The 18071-nt window shown below is 64.3% G+C and carries 17 protein-coding genes; 9 read left to right on the plus strand and 8 right to left on the minus strand.

The window, feature by feature from the left end; genetic code table 11:
* Positions 1–31 precede the first annotated feature (31 nt).
* From livH to nhaA, 7 genes are all read left to right on the plus strand, one after another.
* Complete coding sequence (gene livH, locus J5M71_RS13880) at positions 32–955, plus strand: high-affinity branched-chain amino acid ABC transporter permease LivH (RefSeq protein WP_207832879.1); 924 nt, start codon at positions 32–34, stop codon at positions 953–955.
* A complete protein-coding gene (locus J5M71_RS13885; RefSeq protein ID WP_063913105.1) occupies positions 952–2208 on the plus strand; it encodes a high-affinity branched-chain amino acid ABC transporter permease LivM in 1257 nt (418 codons plus the stop codon). The genes livH and J5M71_RS13885 overlap by 4 nt, the downstream gene beginning before the upstream one ends.
* Positions 2205–2972 (plus strand): high-affinity branched-chain amino acid ABC transporter ATP-binding protein LivG, encoded by a 768-nt coding sequence (gene livG / locus J5M71_RS13890; RefSeq protein ID WP_063913106.1) that lies wholly within the window; start codon positions 2205–2207, stop codon positions 2970–2972. The genes J5M71_RS13885 and livG overlap by 4 nt, the downstream gene beginning before the upstream one ends.
* Positions 2973–3674: an ATP-binding cassette domain-containing protein gene (locus J5M71_RS13895; RefSeq protein ID WP_013973921.1), complete on the plus strand. Its 702-nt coding sequence runs from the start codon at positions 2973–2975 to the stop codon at positions 3672–3674.
* A gap of 240 nt (positions 3675–3914) precedes the next feature.
* Positions 3915–4589 carry a hypothetical protein gene (locus tag J5M71_RS13900; protein WP_207832881.1) on the plus strand — a complete coding sequence of 225 codons (675 nt, stop codon included), beginning with the start codon at positions 3915–3917 and terminating at the stop codon, positions 4587–4589.
* 103 nt (positions 4590–4692) lie between these two features.
* Positions 4693–6300 carry an NAD(P)/FAD-dependent oxidoreductase gene (locus J5M71_RS13905; RefSeq protein WP_015271531.1) on the plus strand — a complete coding sequence of 536 codons (1608 nt, stop codon included), beginning with the start codon at positions 4693–4695 and terminating at the stop codon, positions 6298–6300.
* A gap of 304 nt (positions 6301–6604) precedes the next feature.
* Positions 6605–7780 carry a Na+/H+ antiporter NhaA gene (gene nhaA, locus J5M71_RS13910; RefSeq protein ID WP_207832883.1) on the plus strand — a complete coding sequence of 392 codons (1176 nt, stop codon included), beginning with the start codon at positions 6605–6607 and terminating at the stop codon, positions 7778–7780.
* 69 nt (positions 7781–7849) lie between these two features.
* On the opposite strand, the gene J5M71_RS13915 is transcribed toward nhaA, so the two are convergent.
* Positions 7850–8314: a glycine zipper 2TM domain-containing protein gene (locus tag J5M71_RS13915; protein ID WP_207832885.1), complete on the minus strand. Its 465-nt coding sequence runs from the start codon at positions 8312–8314 to the stop codon at positions 7850–7852.
* Positions 8315–8461: 147 nt separating this feature from the next.
* On the opposite strand from J5M71_RS13915, the gene J5M71_RS13920 reads away from it, so the two are divergent.
* Entirely contained in the window at positions 8462–8695 is a 234-nt protein-coding gene (locus J5M71_RS13920) for a hypothetical protein (protein WP_207832887.1), read from the plus strand.
* Between the two features lie 127 nt (positions 8696–8822).
* Here the strand turns inward: J5M71_RS13920 and pdxH are convergent, their stop codons facing one another.
* From pdxH to dinG, 5 genes are all read right to left on the minus strand, one after another.
* Entirely contained in the window at positions 8823–9470 is a 648-nt protein-coding gene (gene pdxH, locus J5M71_RS13925) for a pyridoxamine 5'-phosphate oxidase (protein WP_063913111.1), read from the minus strand.
* Between the two features lie 18 nt (positions 9471–9488).
* A complete protein-coding gene (locus tag J5M71_RS13930) occupies positions 9489–10466 on the minus strand; it encodes an OmpA family protein (RefSeq protein WP_207832889.1) in 978 nt (325 codons plus the stop codon).
* 99 nt (positions 10467–10565) lie between these two features.
* Positions 10566–11711 carry a serine hydrolase domain-containing protein gene (locus J5M71_RS13935; RefSeq protein ID WP_207832891.1) on the minus strand — a complete coding sequence of 382 codons (1146 nt, stop codon included), beginning with the start codon at positions 11709–11711 and terminating at the stop codon, positions 10566–10568.
* 216 nt (positions 11712–11927) lie between these two features.
* Positions 11928–14162, minus strand: coding sequence for a beta-galactosidase (locus tag J5M71_RS13940; protein WP_207832893.1), 2235 nt, complete (start codon positions 14160–14162; stop codon positions 11928–11930).
* A gap of 79 nt (positions 14163–14241) precedes the next feature.
* Positions 14242–16386: an ATP-dependent DNA helicase DinG gene (dinG, locus tag J5M71_RS13945; protein ID WP_207832895.1), complete on the minus strand. Its 2145-nt coding sequence runs from the start codon at positions 16384–16386 to the stop codon at positions 14242–14244.
* 98 nt (positions 16387–16484) lie between these two features.
* On the opposite strand from dinG, the gene J5M71_RS13950 reads away from it, so the two are divergent.
* Positions 16485–16949, plus strand: coding sequence for a CopD family protein (locus J5M71_RS13950; protein ID WP_207832898.1), 465 nt, complete (start codon positions 16485–16487; stop codon positions 16947–16949).
* An 85-nt stretch (positions 16950–17034) separates the two neighbouring features.
* On the opposite strand, the gene J5M71_RS13955 is transcribed toward J5M71_RS13950, so the two are convergent.
* Positions 17035–17793: a collagen-like protein gene (locus J5M71_RS13955; protein WP_207832900.1), complete on the minus strand. Its 759-nt coding sequence runs from the start codon at positions 17791–17793 to the stop codon at positions 17035–17037.
* Positions 17786–18061, minus strand: coding sequence for a DUF1145 domain-containing protein (locus J5M71_RS13960; protein WP_051100302.1), 276 nt, complete (start codon positions 18059–18061; stop codon positions 17786–17788). The genes J5M71_RS13955 and J5M71_RS13960 overlap by 8 nt, the downstream gene beginning before the upstream one ends.
* Positions 18062–18071 lie beyond the last annotated feature (10 nt).

The raw sequence follows: 18071 nt of genomic DNA on the forward strand, positions 1-18071 counted from the left end.
AAATGCAAATCAGGTTTTTAGGAGCGCTGTAATGCCTGAGATCTACCATTTCTTCCAACAACTGGTTAATGGATTGACCATCGGCAGTACCTATGCCTTGATCGCCATCGGCTACACGATGGTGTACGGCATCATTGGCATGATCAACTTCGCCCACGGCGAGGTGTACATGATCGGTTCCTACGTGGCCTTCATCGCCCTGGCGGGCCTGGCCATGATGGGCATCCATTCGCTGCCGATCCTGATGACAGTCGCCTTCGTCGCGACGATCTTCGTCACCAGTGCCTATGGCTACAGCATCGAACGGGTTGCCTACCGCCCCCTGCGCAACAGCAACCGCCTGATCCCGCTGATTTCCGCCATCGGCATGTCGATCTTCCTGCAGAACACCGTCTTGCTGTCGCAAGACTCCAAGGACAAGTCCATCCCCAACCTGATCCCCGGCAGCTTCTCGTTCGGGCCGGGCGGTGCTGAAGAAGTACTGATCAGCTACATGCAGATCCTGGTGTTCGTGGTCACCCTGATAGCCATGACCTGCCTCACCCTGTTCATCTCCCGTTCCCGCCTGGGCCGCGCCTGCCGCGCCTGCGCCGAGGACATCAAGATGGCCAACCTGCTGGGCATCAACACCAACAACATCATCGCCCTCACCTTCGTCATCGGTGCCGCTTTGGCGGCAGTGGCGGCCGTGCTGCTGAGCATGCAGTACGGGGTGATCAACCCCAACGCCGGTTTCCTGGTGGGCCTGAAGGCCTTCACCGCGGCGGTGCTGGGTGGCATCGGCAGCATCCCGGGCGCCATGCTCGGCGGGCTGGTGCTCGGCGTGGCCGAAGCGTTCGGTGCCGACATCTTCGGCGACCAGTACAAGGACGTAGTGGCATTCGGCTTGTTGGTTCTTGTCCTGCTATTCCGGCCGACCGGCATCCTGGGCCGCCCGGAGGTTGAAAAAGTATGAACAGAAATCTCAAACAGGCGTTCTTCAGCGCCTTGCTGGTATGGGCCGTGGCCTTCCCGGTACTGGGCCTGAAACTGAGCATCGACGGCATCAGCCTGTCCGTGCACAGCCAGGGTTCGTTCAACCTCAGCATCATTGCCCTGTGCTCGGTGCTGATGTTCCTGCGCGTGCTGTTCGACAAGCAGTGGAGTTCGGTAATGGGCCGCCGTTCGGATCGCAAGCTGATCCCGCCGGCCGTCAGCAACTACCTGACCCTGCCGAAGACCCAACGCTACGTGATCATGGGCCTGATCGTCGCGGCACTGGTGTGGCCGTTCTTCGGCTCGCGCGGTGCGGTCGACATTGCCACGCTGATCCTGATCTACGTGTTGCTGGGCCTGGGCCTGAACATCGTGGTCGGCCTGGCGGGCCTGCTCGACCTGGGTTACGTCGGCTTCTATGCCGTCGGCGCCTACAGCTATGCCATGCTCTCGCACTACCTGGGCTGGAGCTTCTGGGTTTGCCTGCCGATCGCCGGCCTGATGGCCGCTACCTTCGGCTTCCTGCTCGGCTTCCCGGTGTTGCGCCTGCGCGGTGACTACCTGGCGATCGTGACCCTTGGCTTCGGCGAGATCATCCGCCTGTTCCTGCGCAACCTCACCGACTGGACCGGCGGCCCCAACGGCATCAGCAACATCCCCAAGCCGGAGTTCTTCGGCCTGACCTTCGAACGCCGTGCCGCCGAGGGCATGCAGACCTTCCATGAGTTCTTCGGGCTGGAATACAACTCGATCAACAAGGTCATCTTCCTCTACCTGGTGGCCCTGCTGCTGGCCCTGCTGGCGCTGTTCGTGATCAACCGCCTGCTGCGCATGCCGATTGGTCGCGCCTGGGAAGCCCTGCGCGAAGACGAAATCGCCTGCCGCGCCCTGGGCCTGAACCCGACCGTGATCAAGCTGTCGGCATTCACCCTGGGCGCCTGCTTCGCCGGTTTCGCCGGCAGCTTCTTCGCTGCGCGCCAGGGGCTGGTGACGCCGGAGTCGTTCACCTTCATCGAGTCGGCGATCATCCTCGCCATCGTCGTGCTCGGCGGCATGGGCTCACAACTGGGCGTGATCCTCGCGGCCATCGTGATGATCCTGCTGCCCGAGCTGATGCGTGAGTTCAGCGAATACCGGATGCTGATGTTCGGTGCGCTGATGGTGTTGATGATGATCTGGCGTCCGCAAGGCCTGCTGCCTATGCAACGTCCACACATGGAGCTGCGTCGATGAGCCGCGAAATTTTGCAAGTCAGCGGCCTGAGCATGCGCTTCGGCGGCTTGTTGGCGGTCAACGGCGTGGGCCTGACCGTCAAGGAAAAACAGGTGGTGGCATTGATCGGCCCGAACGGTGCCGGCAAGACCACCGTGTTCAACTGCCTGACCGGCTTCTACAAGCCCAGCGGCGGCACCATCCTGCTCGATGGCCAGCCGATCCAGGGCCTGGCCGGGCACCAGATCGCCCGCAAGGGCGTGGTGCGGACCTTCCAGAACGTGCGCCTGTTCAAGGAAATGACCGCACTGGAAAACCTGCTGATCGCCCAGCACCGCCACCTGAATACCAACTTCTTCGCCGGCCTGTTCAAGACCCCGAACTTCCGCCGCAGCGAGAAGGAGGCCATGGAACGCGCGCAGTACTGGCTGGAGAAGGTCCACCTGACCGAGTTCGCCAACCGTACCGCCGGCACCCTCGCCTACGGCCAGCAGCGCCGCCTGGAAATCGCCCGCTGCATGATGACCCAGCCGCGCATCATCATGCTCGACGAACCGGCAGCGGGCCTGAACCCGAAGGAGACCGAAGACCTCAAGGCGCTGATTGCCTACCTGCGTGAGTCGCACAACGTCACCGTGCTGCTGATCGAGCACGACATGAAGCTGGTGATGAGCATTTCCGACCATATCGTGGTGATCAACCAGGGTACCCCCCTGGCCCACGGTACGCCGGAAGAGATCCGCGACAACCCTGACGTGATCAAAGCCTACCTGGGGGAAGCGTAAATGCTGAAGTTCGAGAACGTTTCCACCTTCTACGGCAAGATCCAGGCGCTGCACAGCGTCAATGTGGAGATCAACCAGGGCGAGATCGTTACCCTGATCGGCGCCAACGGTGCCGGCAAGTCGACCTTGCTGATGACCCTGTGCGGCTCGCCGCAGGCGCACAGCGGCAGCATCAAGTACCTGGGTGAAGAACTGGTCGGCCAGCCGTCTTCGCACATCATGCGCAAGAGCATCGCGGTGGTGCCGGAAGGGCGCCGTGTGTTCTCCCGCCTGACCGTCGAGGAAAACCTGGCGATGGGTGGCTTCTTTACCGACAAGGGCGATTACCAGGAGCAGCTGGACAAGGTACTGCAACTGTTCCCGCGCCTGAAGGAGCGTTATATCCAGCGTGGCGGCACCATGTCCGGTGGCGAGCAGCAGATGCTCGCGATTGGCCGGGCGTTGATGAGCAAGCCCAAACTGCTGCTGCTCGACGAGCCCTCGCTGGGTCTGGCGCCGATCATCATCCAGCAGATCTTCGACATCATCGAACAGCTGCGTCGTGATGGCGTGACGGTGTTCCTGGTGGAGCAGAACGCCAACCAGGCGCTGAAGATCGCAGACCGGGCCTATGTGCTGGAGAACGGCCGGGTGGTGATGCAGGGTACCGGTGAGGCACTGCTGACTGACCCGAAGGTACGCGACGCGTACCTGGGGGGTTGATCGGGAAAAGGGCCTTCGGGCCCTTTTTTCTGCCTGCCGGATTTTGTATCGCCTGTATCGGCCTCTTCGCGGGCTTGCCCGCTCCCACAGGTATCGCACAGTATTCGAAGCCTGTGCCGAACTTGTGGGAGCGGGCAAGCCCGCGAAGAGGCCGGCACAGGTTTACCAAAGGCTTGTGATCCCCGCCGAGCCTGAGTAACGTGGCCAGCTCTTTGGCAAAGATCCCCCGGAGCCCGCCTCATGCGCCTCACCCCCACCCTGCTGCTCACCGCCCTGCTGCCCCTGTTCGCCGGCTGCCAGCTCATGGCTGACGCCCCCAGCGACCCGAACATCGGCACCACGCGCATGCAGGGCGAGCTGCGTGCTGCCGGTGGCCAGCTGCTGATCAAGCCGTGCAGTGAAAACCGCACTTTCGTGATCAACGACGTCGCCGCTACCGGCATCCTGCAGGAAGCCGCCAACCTCGCCAAGGACGCCAACGACAAGCTGTTCGCCGACGTCCGTGGCCGCCTCACCGGCAGCAAGCAGGCCAACAACGACGGCCAGCTGGAAGTTCGTCGCCTGTACCGCCTGGAACCTTCCACCCGCGCTTGCGAAGACCCCAACTTCAAGCAGCTGACCCTGCGTGCCAACGGCCACGAGCCAGACTGGGACATCAAGGCCAGCGGCAAAGGCATGGTGCTCAACCGCGTCGGCCAGGAACCCCTGCCCCTGCCCTTCCTGGAAGAACAAGTGCCCGGCGGCGGCCTGACCCTGACCAGCGAAGCCAACGGCCAGCACGTGGAGCTGTGGGTTGCGCCACAACGCTGCGTAGACACCGCCACCGGTGCCATCCACCACCTGCGCGCCGAACTGCGCATCGACGGCAAGACCCTGCAGGGCTGCGGTTACTACGGCGGTGCGCGCGACAACTGATCGCCGGGCGCTTTTATCCTGCCAGTCGAGGCGGCTAACAGCTTATACTTGGCGGTTTGTGTAAAGCCGCCGGCCGCCCATGGCCGGGATACTGGACCCTGCCATGCTACGAATCACCGAACTGAAGCTGCCCCTGGACCATCCCGACGAAGCCCTGCGTGAAGCCATCGTCCAGCGCCTGGGCATCCGCGACGAGCAACTGCTCAGCTTCAACCTGTTCAAGCGCAGCTACGATGCGCGCAAGAAGAACAGCGAACTGCTGTTCATCTACACCATCGACCTGGAAGCCAGCAACGAAGCCGAGCTGCTCAGCAAGTTCGCCGACGATCGCAACATCGGCCCGGCACCAGACGTAACCTACAAGTTCGTCGGCAAGGCCCCGGCCGATCTGCAGGAGCGCCCGATCGTGGTCGGCTTCGGCCCGTGCGGCATCTTCGCCGGCCTGTTGCTGGCACAGATGGGCTTCAAGCCGATCATTCTCGAGCGCGGCAAGGAAGTACGCCAGCGTACCAAGGACACCTGGGGCCTGTGGCGCAAGAGCGTGCTCAACCCCGAGTCCAACGTGCAGTTCGGCGAAGGCGGCGCCGGCACCTTCTCCGACGGCAAGCTGTACAGCCAGATCAAGGACCCGCAGCACCACGGCCGCAAAGTGCTGGAAGAATTCGTCAAGGCCGGTGCGCCGGACGAGATCCTGTACATCAACAAGCCGCACATCGGTACCTTCCGCCTCACCGGCATGGTCGAGCAGATGCGTCAGGACATGATCGCCCTCGGTGCCGAAGTGCGCTTCCAGCAGAAGGTCACCGACCTGCTGATCGAGGATGGCCAGCTGACCGGCGTGGTGCTGGAGAGCGGCGAACAGCTGCACTCGCGTCATGTGGTTCTGGCCCTGGGCCACAGTGCCCGCGACACCTTCCGCATGCTGCACGCCAAGGGCGTGTACATGGAAGCCAAGCCGTTCTCGGTGGGCTTCCGTATCGAGCACCCGCAAACACTGATCGACAAGGCGCGCCTGGGCAAGTACGCCGGCCACCCGAAACTCGGTGCCGCCGACTACAAGCTGGTGTACCACGCCAAGAACGGCCGTTCGGTGTACAGCTTCTGCATGTGCCCGGGCGGCACCGTGGTCGCCGCCACCAGCGAGCCGGGCCGGGTGGTTACCAATGGCATGAGCCAGTACTCGCGTAACGAGCGCAACGCCAACTCCGGCATCGTCGTGGGTATCGACCCCGAGCGCGATTACCCGGGCGGCCCGCTGGCCGGCATCGAGCTGCAGGAACGCCTGGAAGCCCACGCCTACGTGATGGGCGGCAGCAACTACCAGGCCCCGGCGCAGCTGGTGGGTGACTTCGTCGCCGGCCGGCCGTCGACTGCGCTGGGCAGTGTCGAGCCGTCCTACAAACCGGGCGTGACCCTGGGTGACCTGGCGCCGAGCCTGCCGGACTTCGCCATCGAGGCCATTCGCGAAGCGCTGCCGGCGTTCGACCGGCAGATCAAGGGCTACAACCTGCATGATGCGGTGTTGACCGGGATCGAGACCCGTACGTCGTCGCCGCTGCGCATTACCCGCGGCGAGGACTTCCAGAGCCTGAACCTGAAGGGTCTGTTCCCGGCGGGTGAAGGGGCCGGGTATGCGGGCGGGATCCTGTCCGCCGGTGTCGATGGGATTCGCATTGCCGAGGCGGTGGCGCGGGATATGCTCGGCCTGTAATTTTGCATCGACCCTTTCGCGGGCATGCCCGCTCCCACAGGTACAGCACAGCCTTTGAAAACCGTGCAGTACCTGTGGGAGCGGGCGTGCCCGCGAAAGGGCCCTGACAGGCATCAGAAAAATCCACAACCAACGTCAGACTTCCCCTCCCCCATCCTTCCCCAACTACATCTAGGCTTCCCTCAGCCCAGCCAGCAACACCATATAACAAAAACGAATATAGTTTTTGTTTTAAAGCATATCGTCACAGGCTAGGGTGTAAGCCCGCTCCAATCGTAAACTGCTCATGGAGAGCCTATAGCCCGTGCGTAGCCTGTTAACCCGTTTCATCCAGCTCGAAGCCGCCAGCGGCCTGCTACTGATTGCTGCGGCCATCCTGGCCCTGGTCATCAACAATTCACCGCTGTCGTACCTGTACAGCGGCCTGCTCGACGTTCCCGTCGCCGTCCAGGTCGGCGCGTTGCACATCGCCAAACCGTTGCTGCTGTGGATCAACGACGGCCTGATGGCCCTGTTCTTCCTGCTCATCGGCCTGGAGGTCAAGCGCGAAGTGGTCGACGGCCACCTGTCCAAGCCCTCCCAGGTAATCCTGCCTGCCACCGCCGCAGTGGGCGGCATGGTGATACCGGCACTGATCTACTGGTTCATCAACCGTGACAACCCCGCGGCCGTGGCCGGCTGGGCGATCCCGACCGCCACTGACATCGCCTTCGCCCTCGGTGTGCTGGCCCTGCTGGGCAAGCGCGTGCCGGTGTCACTGAAACTGTTCCTGATGACCCTGGCGATCATCGACGACCTGGGTGCGATCATCGTCATTGCCCTGTTCTACTCGGGTACCCTGTCGAGCGTGTCACTGCTGCTGGCCGCCACCTGCCTGGTCGTGCTGGTGGCCATGAACCGGCTTGGCGTGGTCAAGCTTGGGCCGTACATGGTCGTTGGCCTGATCCTGTGGGTCTGCGTGCTCAAGAGCGGCGTGCATGCCACCCTCGCTGGCGTTGCCCTGGCGCTGTGCATCCCGCTGCGCACACGCCATGCCGAGCGCTCGCCGTCGCTCGCCCTGGAACACGCCCTGCATCCGTGGGTCGCCTACGCCATCCTGCCGCTGTTCGCTTTCGCCAATGCCGGTGTATCGCTCGCAGGCATGACCGTAGAAAGCTTCACCCACCCGGTGCCGCTGGGCATCGCCGTCGGGCTGCTGCTGGGCAAGACCATAGGTGTCTTCGGCCTGACCTGGATCGCGGTCAAACTGCGCCTGGCCGCACTGCCTGTCGGTGCCAGTTGGGGGCAATTGCTGGGTGTGGCGATACTCTGCGGTATCGGCTTCACCATGAGCCTGTTCGTTGGCTCACTCGCCTTTGTGCCGGGCAGCAGTGATTTCGCCGGGATGGACCGCATGGGTATTCTCACCGGTTCGTTCTTCGCCGCCGTGATCGGCTATGCGGTAACCGCCATGGCCAGCCGCAAGCCCAGCATCGACTGACTTGGCCACAGCATGAAAAAACCCCGACTGGCGAGCGCCATGTCGGGGTTTTGTTTTATTGCGCTACGGTCAGTGCGAGACGCGGCTGGTACCGTCGACGGTCATGATGCGCACGCGGTCGCCAACGCGGAAGATCTCGTTCTGCTGCACAGCCTGCACATAGGCACGCATGCTGCCATCGTCCTCACGCACGGTGATTTCGACACCCTGGGTGCGAGTCAGGCCTTCTTCGGCGGCAGAACCCGCCAGGCCACCAGCAACGGCACCGATCACGGCGGCGACGATGCTGCCACGACCACCGCCCACGGCGCTGCCGGCCACGCCACCGACGATGGCGCCAGCACCACCGCCGATCGGGGTCTTGGTACCTTCGATCTTGACCGGGCGCAGGGATTCGATGGTGCCCATACGCACGGTTTGCACGCGGCGGGCCTCATCACGGGAGTAGCTGTCACCGGTCAGGCTCGAGGCACAGCCACCCAGCAACAGCGACAGGGTGGTAAAGGTTGCCACCAGCAAAGCGGATTTACGCATGGGTAAGGTCTCCATAAGTCAGGTGCTCATTAGACGCTGCACGTTGACGGCTGTCACGGTACAAACGCAATAAAATTGTTTTCATTCAGCCGAGGTACAGCCTGCGTGGCTGTGTCGAGGCCTTTTCAAGTGAGACCAAGGATAGCCATGGATTACTTCATCGTCGTGGTCACCACCGTTGCGGGGCTGTATTTCCACTGGTGGCTGTATGTGCGCATGCACCGCTGGATGGACCGTGACCTGGCGTTGTCGCTGGCCGGGTCGGACCCTGGAAAACGCGCGTATATGCTGCAAAGGCTGGAGCAGGCGCGGATGGAGAAGGTGGGGCGCAAGCAGTTGGCGGGGTGGTTGGAGCGGGAGGCTGCGGGGTATCCGGGGTAGCCTTGGTAATTGCTGGGGCCGCTTTGCGGCCCTTTCGCGACACAAGGCCGCTCCCACAGATTGGGTCTGCGCTGTACCTGTGGGAGCGGCCTTGCGTCGCGATGGGCTGCGCAGCAGCCCCGGAACCTCAGGGCGCCAGCCTCTCCCGCAGCCATTGCCCGTCCACCAGCCGGTAGTTCAGCCGGTCGTGCAGGCGGCTAGCCCGCCCCTGCCAGAACTCGATGCGTTCAGGCAGCAAACGATACCCCCCCCAATGCTCCGGGCAATGCGGCTGGGTGTCGGAGAAACGCGCCTCGGTGGCCTTGACCAGCGCCTCCAGCTCCTCGCGGCCGGCAATCACCTGGCTCTGCGGTGAAGCCCAGGCCCCCAGGCGGCTGCCCAGCGGGCGTACCTGGTAGTAGGCGTCCGACTCCTGGGCCGTGACCTTTTCCACCCGCCCTTCGATACGTACCTGGCGCTCCAGCGCTGGCCAGAAGAACGTCATGGCGGCGAAGGGGTTAACCAGCAGTTGCTGGCCCTTGGCACTGTCGTAGTTGGTGAAGAAGGTGAAACCACGCTCATCGAGCCCCTTAAGCAGCAAGATGCGGCAGTGAGGGCGGCCTTCACCATCGACAGTGGCCAGGGTCATGGCGTTGGCTTCCACCGGTACCTGCTCGGTTTTCACCGCATCGGCGAACCACTGGTGAAACAGGGCGAACGGCTCCCCCGGGGCCTGGGCTTCAGCCAGGCCATCACGGGTGTAGTCGCGGCGCATATCGGCCAGGGATTGGGTCATTGCTGCGTTCCTTGACGATCAGTTGGTCTTCGCAGGGCTGTTGGCAGCTACTTTCTTGTCAGCGGTAGCTTTCTTGGCGACGGGCTTGGCCGGCGCGGCTTTTTTCTTGGCCGTGGTCTTGGCTGGCGACTTGGCCTTGGCTTTGGTTACAGGCTTCTTCGCCGCAGCCTTGGCGGCAGGCTTGCTGTCGGCAGCCTTGGCCGCAGGCGCTTTTACATCCTGTACCGCCACCATCGGGGCCCGCGCCGGGGCGGCTTGCTGGTACTTGGCCAACAGGGCGACCATGGTGTTCTGCGGGGTCAGCAGCATTTCCACGCGGCGGTTCAGGGCACGGCCTTCGGCGCTGTCGTTGGCGGCGCGCGGCATTTCCGAGCCCATGCCCTTGAGGGTCAGGCGGTCACGCTGCAGGCCGCTGAGGCGGAAGATGGCCGACACCGAAGCGGCACGTTCCAGGCTGAGCTTCTGGTTGGCGGCAGCGACACCGCTGTTGTCGGCATGGCCAAGCACCAACACGGCGGTCTTGGCATCGCCTTCGACGGTCTTGGCCACACGGGTAATCGGGCCCAGGGTCATCGGCAGCAGCATGTTCGGACGGTCAGGGTTGTACGAGCCGTCCACCGGAATGGTTACGGCCAGCACATTGTCGCGGCGCTCGAGCTCCAGCTTGCTGCCCTTGATCGCCTCACGCAGCTTGGGCTCGTACTCGTCCAGCCAGGCCTGGGTGGCCTTCTGGTCGATCTTCGGTACCACCGGCCCCTTGGCCTGCTTCTCGTCAGCGCCGAACGGCCACCACCAACGGCTGGCATTCTCGGACTTGGCGTCGGCCTTGGCCACGTTTTCAGTGACGGCTTGCTTCACTTCCTGCTCGGCAACCTTGTCCGAACCGAAGGGCCACCAGCTCGAGGCGCTGTCCTTCGAGCCGTCCTGGGGGTGACTGGCACAGCCGGTAACGGCGGTCAGGCACAGGGCGAGTGCTAAGGTTTTGTGTGAAGACATCAGCGATACACCATGAAATAGAAAGAAATTTTGTCTACGCCCTTCAGGCGTTGGCATTGAGGATAGTCAAAGGGGTGGGGCAATACCCGCATTACCCGATCAAAGGCAACTGGCAAGGACACGTACCAGGTTCTGGGCTCGCGGGTCCATGAGCACATAAGGGCCAAGGGTATTGACCACGAAACCGAAGGCCACGTCGTACTCCGGGTCGGCGAAACCGACCGAACCACCGGCACCGGGGTGGCCAAAGGCGCGGGCACCGAGGCCGAAGGTGGCATTGGCCACGTCGGGCTGGTCGAGCATGCAGCCCAGGCCAAAACGGGTCTGGGTGAGCAAGGTACGGTCCTGGCCGAGGCTGTGCTCACGGGTCAGTTCGTCGAGCAGTTCGGATTCGAGCAGGCTGCCGTCCAGCAACCCGGCATAGAAGCCCGCCAGGCTGCGCGCATTGCCATGGCCATTGGCCGCTGGCTGCTGCATGCGCCGCCATTCCGGCTTGTTGGTGCTGGTCAGGATCGCCGGCGGATTGGTGAAGGCCCGGGTCGACAGGGCCTCGGGTTCGCGCATGGTCACCTGCAGCAGGCGCTGCGCCGCAGCATCCCCGGCGTTGCCCTTGCCACGGGCGATATGCGCCACGCGATGGAACTCGTCGTCCGCCAGGCCGACATGAAAATCCAGCCCCAACGGCCTCGCGGTACGGGCGACGATCGAGTCGCCGGGGCCACGGCCATCGGCACGGCGGATCAGCTCGCCGATCAGCCAGCCGTAGGTGATGGCGGCATAGCCGTGCTCGGTGCCGGGTGTCCACCAGGGCGTTTCGGCAGCCAGCGCATCGACCATGGCCTGCCAGTCATACAGCGCTTCGGCCGGCAGCAGCTCACGGATGGCCGGCAAGCCGGCACGGTGGCTGAGCAACTGGCGCAGGGTGATCGCCTGTTTACCGGCCTGGGCGAACTCGGGCCAATAGTTGGCTACCGGGGCATCGAGGGCCAGCTTGCCTTCGCCGACCAGTTGCAGGGCGGTGACGGCGGTGAAGGTCTTGGTGCAGGAGAACAGGTTGGCAATGGTGTCGCTGTGCCAGGCCTGCTGGCCATCCTTGTCGGCACTGCCGGCCCACAGGTCGACCACGGTTTCGCCACCGACCTGGATGCACAGCGCGGCGCCACGCTCCTGGGGATCATCGAACAGCGCGGCAAAGGCTTCGCGCACTGCTTCGAACTTCAGCTCATAGTGACCCTGGATCTGCACCCGCTGTTCTCCGTACGACCAATTCCGAAAATGGTGTGCATTGTTTCAGTAGTTTGGCGTTTTGCAAACTGGCTTGGGCTGGGTGGTTACGATGAACGGTAGCCAGGCTGGACTTAATGTGGGAGCGGGCGTGCCCGCGAACACCGGCATAGCCGGTGCCATCCACCCGGTCGCCTGATTCGCGGGCACGCCCGCTCCCACATCCATTTGCACTAGTCAGGGAATCGGTTTTTCCAACTGAGTACGTAGCTGGCTCATTGCCTGCAAGTTGCTCTTGCGCACGGCATCGACAAACCCGGGGTAAGGCATATCGGTGATCGCCACCAACCCCAGGTGGCCGTTCTCGCCATCGAGCAGGCGCCCGCTGGCCGGCTGGTCGAGGTACTGGAACCAGTGCGCGCCAACGATCATCGGCTGCGCCAGGGCCGCCTTGAGGAAGTTGCCGTAGGCCGGGCCGCGGTCTTCTTCACGCGCCAATTCCAGCGGCCCCGGCCAGAACGGCCCGCGATCGCGCGAGCCGAACTGGAACTCGGACACCAACACCGGCTTGTCCAGCTCGGCCAGGCTGGCGAAGTCGTAGCCATCCTGCGGCTTGAGGGTATAGAAGTTGAAGCTGAGCACATCGCAGAACTCGGCACAGGCCTTGACCGCCTCAGGCGTGCTGACGGCATAGCGCCCCCCCAGCAACAGGTGATTGGGCGCATGCCACTTCAACGAGTCGGCAATGGTCCTGAAGTAGGTTTCTGCAAACACCTGCTGGAAGTGCTGGTAGTCACGCTCGATTTCCGGGTGCTCCGGGTCGGGCAACGGTGCCTCGAAGCCCGGGTCCTCCATCAGCTCCCAGGCGGTCAGCTCGATGCCCCAGGCCTTGGACAGCCCTTCCTGGTTGCGGTACTTGTCGCGCAACTGCTTGAGGAAGGCGCGCTTGGCCGGCACGTCGGTGGTCAGGCGCAAGGTTCCATAGGCCAGGCCGTAACGCGCCTTGGGGTCGCTACCGGGGGCGGCCCAGGCCAGTTCGTTGTCGGCGAAATAACCGATCAGCCAGGGGTCGTCACGGTGATCGCGGGCGGCAATGGCCACGGCGCGCTCGGTGGCCATGGCAAAACGCGGGTCGAACGGGTCGGGCATGCTGCCCCACCAGTCCATACCGGTGCTGATGCTGGCGTAATCCCCCACGATCGACAGCGGCAAGGTGTACGGCATGCGCTTGGCCTGGCCCAGGGCCGGCTCGCTCCAGTTGCCGATCGTGTTGAAACCCCAGGCCTGCAGGCGGTCGAGTGCATGCGCCTGCCAGCGGGCGGCATCCAGCGCCAACGGCGGGCAGTTGGCCGGCTGCCCCTCTGCCGCGGGCGGGCAGGGTTTGCCATAGGTGCGCTGCAGGTTGGCGGCATAGAAATCGAACCAGCGCCCCTGTTTGAAGTTGCGCCCTTGCGACGAAGCGTTGCCGTCGTCGTTGTTGCCCTCGCCATAGAATGCGGCCAGTGCATCGCCCTCGCCCGGCAACGCCTTGAACATCCCCTCACGCCCGGCAACGTAGGTTCGCCCGCCATCCGCGGCCACGGCATTCACCCCCAGGGAATAGAACGGGTGCCCCTCGGGTGTTACCAGGTACCAGCGGCCGTCACGTTTTTCCGTGCGGAAGAAGCCTTTGGCCTCGAACGCTGGTCCCGCCAGCAGGCCACCGTACGCGTCCAGTTGCTGCTTGCCACGCTCTGCCAGCCAGCCTTTGAGCTGTTGCTGCTCGCGCACATCGGCCGCCTTGAGCTGCTCGTCATTGGCAACCTTCTCTGGCCAATGGCCGCGGGTGGACTGGCCATAGGCATCGATCAGCTCGTGGTAGGCCGCCTTGTAGGCCTGGTCGTCATCCTGGATGCCCACCCGTTCGATCAGCAGGTTCTGCGCCACCTTGGGGTTGGGGATGCTCAGGCTGACCGAGGCCACCTGCTTGAGGTCGACCGCGCCGGTGCTGCTGGTCAGCAGCAGGCGCTGGCCGCCATGGCTCCAGGGCATGGGCGGGCCGGCGCGCATGCCCTGGCTCAGCGGCGAGCTGGCCGTCAGCGGAACCATCACGGTTTGTGCAGGACCGGCAGGCAGGTCGATGCGGCTGGTCAACGTGCGGCCATCACTGCCCTGCACCATGACATCCACGGTCAGCGCCCAATCCATCGCGCTTTGCAGGCGCAACGTCAGGAATTGCCCGCTGGACCAGTCCCACACACCGCTTTGCGGGCTCAGGCGCAGGGTCGGCCGCTGGGCCGGGTTGAACACCACGCGCCGCAACACCTCGCCTTCGGCCGTCTGCTCCGCGTTGTACTGCGGCATGCCGGCATCCTCGGTCGCCACATTGACCACCGAGGCCGGGCGCACGAAGCTGAACAGCGTCTGCTGCCCAGCCAGCAAGGGCGAGCTGAACAACAGGGCGAAAACGGCGGGCAGGGTGCGGCGGACCATAAGGCTGGGGCTCTCCTTCAGGGCCCTCATGGCCCAAGACTGAGTAATGGACAACGCGCCGGAGCAAGTGCTCCGGCGGTCAGGAAATTTCCCGCCGGAACGGCGGCAGCGCATTGAGAATAGCCTTGCCGTAGCGCTGGGTGACCAGGCGCCGGTCAAGCAAGGTGATGACACCGCGATCCTGTTCGGTTCGCAGCAGGCGGCCGCAGGCCTGGATCAACCGCAGCGAAGCGTCAGGCACGGCAATTTCCATGAACGGGTTGCCGCCACGGGCCTCGATCCACTCCGCCAGCGCCGCTTCGACCGGGTCGTCGGGCACGGCAAAGGGAATCTTGGCGATCACCACGTGTTCGCAGTAGGCGCCCGGCAGGTCGACACCCTCGGCAAAGCTGGCCAGGCCGAACAGTACGCTGTGCTGGCCATCGTCGACCCGCGCCTTGTGCTTGTTCAGGGTTTCCTGCTTGGACAGGTTGCCCTGGATCAGCACCAGCTTGCGCCAGTCACGGTCCAGGCCATCGAACACGTCCTGCATCTGCTTGCGCGAGGAGAACAGCACCAGCGCGCCGCGGGCGTCCTCGACGATGTTCGGCAGCTCGCGGATGATCGCCGCGGTATGCGCCGCCGCATCGCGCGGGTCGGCCTTGAGGTCGGGGACCCGTAGCAGGCCGGCATCGCCATGCACGAACGGGCTGGGCACCACGCAGGTGACCGCGTCACGCGGTAACCCCGAGCGCATGCGGAAGCGGTCGAACTTGCCTAGCGCGGTCAGCGTCGCCGACGTCACCAGCGCGCCATGGGCCACGCTCCACAGGCTGCGGCGAAGCATTTCGGCGGCCAGGATGGGGCTGGCGTTGACTTCGATGTCGAACAGCGCACCGCTCTCGGCCAGGGTCAGCCAGCGGGCCATGGGCGGGCTGTCTTCCGGGTCTTCGGCGGTAAAGGCCGTCCACAGCTCCCAGTTGCCCTGAGCGCGGGTGACCAGGCTACCGAACAGCGGGTACCACTCCTCGGCCTGGTGGCTGGCGATGCCGATGCTGACCTCGCCGTCCATGCCTTCCTTGAGCAGGTCGGCCAGGCGGGTGAACAGGTCGTTGAGGCGGGCAAAGCCCTTTTTCAGCTCGATGCCCACTTCGCGGATCTGCTCCGGCACCACGCCGCCTTCGAAGCGGTAGCGGGGGCGCTCACGGCCTTCGTTGTCCTCGCTGGGGCGGAAGTCGGCAACCTGCTCGCACAGGGTGAACATGAACTGCTGCTGCGTGCGCACTTCCCGCGCAAGCTCTGGCACCTGCTCGATGTACTTGCCCAGGTCACCGGGCAGCGGGTGCTGGGCCAGCAGCTTGGTAAGATTCTTGGCGGTCTGCTCCAGCCAGTCGGCAGTGGAGCGCAGGCGCGAATAGTGGGCGAAATGGCCGATGGCCTTGTCTGGCAGGTGGTGGCCTTCGTCGAACACGTACATGGTGTCGCGCGGGTCGGGCAATACCGCACCGCCGCCCAGGGCCAGGTCGGCCAGCACCATGTCGTGGTTGGTGACGATCACGTCGACCTTGCCCATGCCTTCGCGGGCCTTGTAGAACACGCACTGCTGGAAGTTCGGGCAATGACGGCCGGTGCACTGGCTGTGGTCGGTGGTCAGGCGCGCCCAGTCCTGGTCTTCCAGGGCTTCGGGCCAGCTGTCGCGGTCACCGTCCCAGCGGTTGCCGGCAAGCTTCTCGATCATGCTGTTGAACAGCTTCTGGCTGCGCTCGTCGACTTCGATGCGGAAGCCTTCTTCCTCGAACAGCTGGGCGGTGGCCGACTGGGCGTGGCCCTCCTGCAGCAGGATGTCGAGCTTGGACAGGCACAGGTAACGGCCACGGCCCTTGGCCAGGGCGAAGCTGAAGTTCAGCCCGCTGCTGCGCATCAGGTCGGGCAGGTCCTTGAAGACGATCTGCTCCTGCAGCGCCACGGTGGCGGTGGCGATCACCAGGCGCTTGCCGGCAGCCTTGGCGGCCGGAATGGCAGCCAGGCTGTAGGCTACCGTCTTGCCGGTACCGGTGCCTGCCTCCACTGCCACCACGGCAGGCTCGCCAGCACGGCGGCCTTCTTCGTCACAGGCGATGTCGCCGAGCACCTTGGCCACTTCGGCGATCATCAGACGCTGGCCATAGCGTGGCTTGAGGCTCTTGGCTTCGAGAAAACGCGTATAGGCGCCCTGGATGGTGGCTTTGAGTTCGTTGCTGATCATGGTCTGCAGGCGCCCGGAGGGCTGGATATATTTTCAGTGTTTCGCATGGGGCGGCTATCATACCCCGCTATTGCCCTTTATGCCGCATGGAGATCCGGATGCTTGCCTTTGCCCTGCCCTACACACTGCATGTACTGGCCGCCCTGGTGTGGGTCGGCGGCATGTTCTTCGCCTGGCTGGTGCTGCGCCCGGCAACGGTTGCAGCCCTTGAAGGGCCTGCCCGGCTGCGCTTGTGGGTGGAAGTTTTCCGACGCTTCTTCGGCTGGGTCTGGCTGGCCGTGGCGATTTTGGCGATAAGTGGTATCGGCATGTTGCACATGCGCTTCAGCGGCTTCGAGACTGCACCGAAGTATGTGCAGGTGATGATCGGTGGGGGCATCGCCATGTTTGCCCTGTTCATGCGCATCCAGGCATTGCTGTTGCCGGAACTGAAGGCGGCGGTGCAGGCCGAGGACTGGCCGGCGGGTGCGGCAGTGCTGGGGCGGATTCGGCGGATGGTCGGGATCAACCTGCTGCTGGGCCTGGCCGTGGTCGCAGTGGCCAGTTCGCGCCTGATGATCTGATGCTGCCTGCACCGGCCCTATCGCCGGCAAGCCAGCTCCCACAGGTACTGCCCATGGCTTGCCGGCGATAGGGCCAGTACAGGTTTCACAGGCGCTGCAGGATCAGTTCGCCCGCTGCCCCCGCCAACCCGGGCTGGCCCGGCTGCCCCGGGCGGCCATTGGCACCGGCGTCGGTGCGGTACACCAGGCAGCCCTTGCTCGCCCCGCCTTTACCGGCCTTGCCAGCAGCCCCGGCCTTGCCCGGTGCACCACCGTCCAGACGCACCACGATGCGCTCCTGCGGGAAGCCCTGCGGCACGCTCAGGCGGATGCGCCCACCCGGCGCGCCATCGTGCCCGTTGCCGCCGTCATCGCCATTGGCACCGCGGCTGGCCTGGCCCCAGGTGCAGCCACCGGCCTGGCCGTTGGCGCCATCGAGCCCCACGTAACCCGGCGCACCGGCACCGCCACGGGCATCGATCGCCAGCCGCTCGGCATCCACTTCAGCCAGTTTCAGGTCCAGGCTGCGACCCGACCGGGCTCCCCGCTGGTAGGTGCCTGCCGCCCCCGGCGCACTGAATTCGCTGCCCTCACCCAGCCGCGCGCTGCGCGCCTCGATCAGCAACGGGCTATCGGACGGTGCAATGGCGATACGCGCATCGCGCCCCAGCTCCAGCTGGTCGACCTTCAGTTCCGCGAGCGAGGCAGGCAGCAGCAGGGTTGCGGCGTCAGCGACACGCAGGTGCGCAAGGTGCACGCTGGCCGACTTGTCGGGCAGGCGCAGCATGGAGTTGGCAGCGACCACCAGGCTTTCGGCCTGGGCCAGGGGAGCGGCCAACATGGCCAGCAACATCAGATTACGCATTTCGCGGCGCCTCCTGCGCACGGGGAATGGACATGACATGGAAGATACCCGTCAACAGGATCTGCAGACGATCGAACCAGCGGTGGCTGCGCCCGCGCAAGCTGCCATTGAAGAACAGCACTTCGAGCAGGTGCAGGCCCAGCAAGGCGATGCCCGCGGCGTTGATCAGCAGGTTGAAGGGCAAAGGTTGTGGCATCAACTGATTGAACAACACCACACCCCAGAAAGCGACTGTCAGGACCTTGCCCAGGCCCAGGATGAACTTCATACCCCGCCCC

The sequence above is a fragment of the Pseudomonas sp. 43(2021) genome, assembly GCF_017490805.1.
In the GTDB taxonomy this organism is placed as follows: Bacteria; Pseudomonadota; Gammaproteobacteria; order Pseudomonadales; family Pseudomonadaceae; genus Aquipseudomonas.

Excerpts from the sequence above, each read along its gene's own strand:
- livH (WP_207832879.1), top strand. The coding sequence starts at position 32 with ATGCCTGAGATCTACCATTTCTTCCAACAACTGGTTAATGGATTGACC.
- J5M71_RS13885 (WP_063913105.1), top strand. The coding sequence starts at position 952 with ATGAACAGAAATCTCAAACAGGCGTTCTTCAGCGCCTTGCTGGTATGG.
- livG (WP_063913106.1), top strand. The coding sequence starts at position 2,205 with ATGAGCCGCGAAATTTTGCAAGTCAGCGGCCTGAGCATGCGCTTCGGC.
- J5M71_RS13895 (WP_013973921.1), top strand. The coding sequence starts at position 2,973 with ATGCTGAAGTTCGAGAACGTTTCCACCTTCTACGGCAAGATCCAGGCG.
- J5M71_RS13900 (WP_207832881.1), top strand. The coding sequence starts at position 3,915 with ATGCGCCTCACCCCCACCCTGCTGCTCACCGCCCTGCTGCCCCTGTTC.
- J5M71_RS13905 (WP_015271531.1), top strand. The coding sequence starts at position 4,693 with ATGCTACGAATCACCGAACTGAAGCTGCCCCTGGACCATCCCGACGAA.
- J5M71_RS13915 (WP_207832885.1), bottom strand. The coding sequence starts at position 8,314 with ATGCGTAAATCCGCTTTGCTGGTGGCAACCTTTACCACCCTGTCGCTG.
- J5M71_RS13920 (WP_207832887.1), top strand. The coding sequence starts at position 8,462 with ATGGATTACTTCATCGTCGTGGTCACCACCGTTGCGGGGCTGTATTTC.
- pdxH (WP_063913111.1), bottom strand. The coding sequence starts at position 9,470 with ATGACCCAATCCCTGGCCGATATGCGCCGCGACTACACCCGTGATGGC.
- J5M71_RS13930 (WP_207832889.1), bottom strand. The coding sequence starts at position 10,466 with ATGTCTTCACACAAAACCTTAGCACTCGCCCTGTGCCTGACCGCCGTT.
- J5M71_RS13940 (WP_207832893.1), bottom strand. The coding sequence starts at position 14,162 with ATGGTCCGCCGCACCCTGCCCGCCGTTTTCGCCCTGTTGTTCAGCTCG.
- dinG (WP_207832895.1), bottom strand. The coding sequence starts at position 16,386 with ATGATCAGCAACGAACTCAAAGCCACCATCCAGGGCGCCTATACGCGT.
- J5M71_RS13950 (WP_207832898.1), top strand. The coding sequence starts at position 16,485 with ATGCTTGCCTTTGCCCTGCCCTACACACTGCATGTACTGGCCGCCCTG.
- J5M71_RS13955 (WP_207832900.1), bottom strand. The coding sequence starts at position 17,793 with ATGCGTAATCTGATGTTGCTGGCCATGTTGGCCGCTCCCCTGGCCCAG.
- J5M71_RS13960 (WP_051100302.1), bottom strand. The coding sequence starts at position 18,061 with ATGAAGTTCATCCTGGGCCTGGGCAAGGTCCTGACAGTCGCTTTCTGG.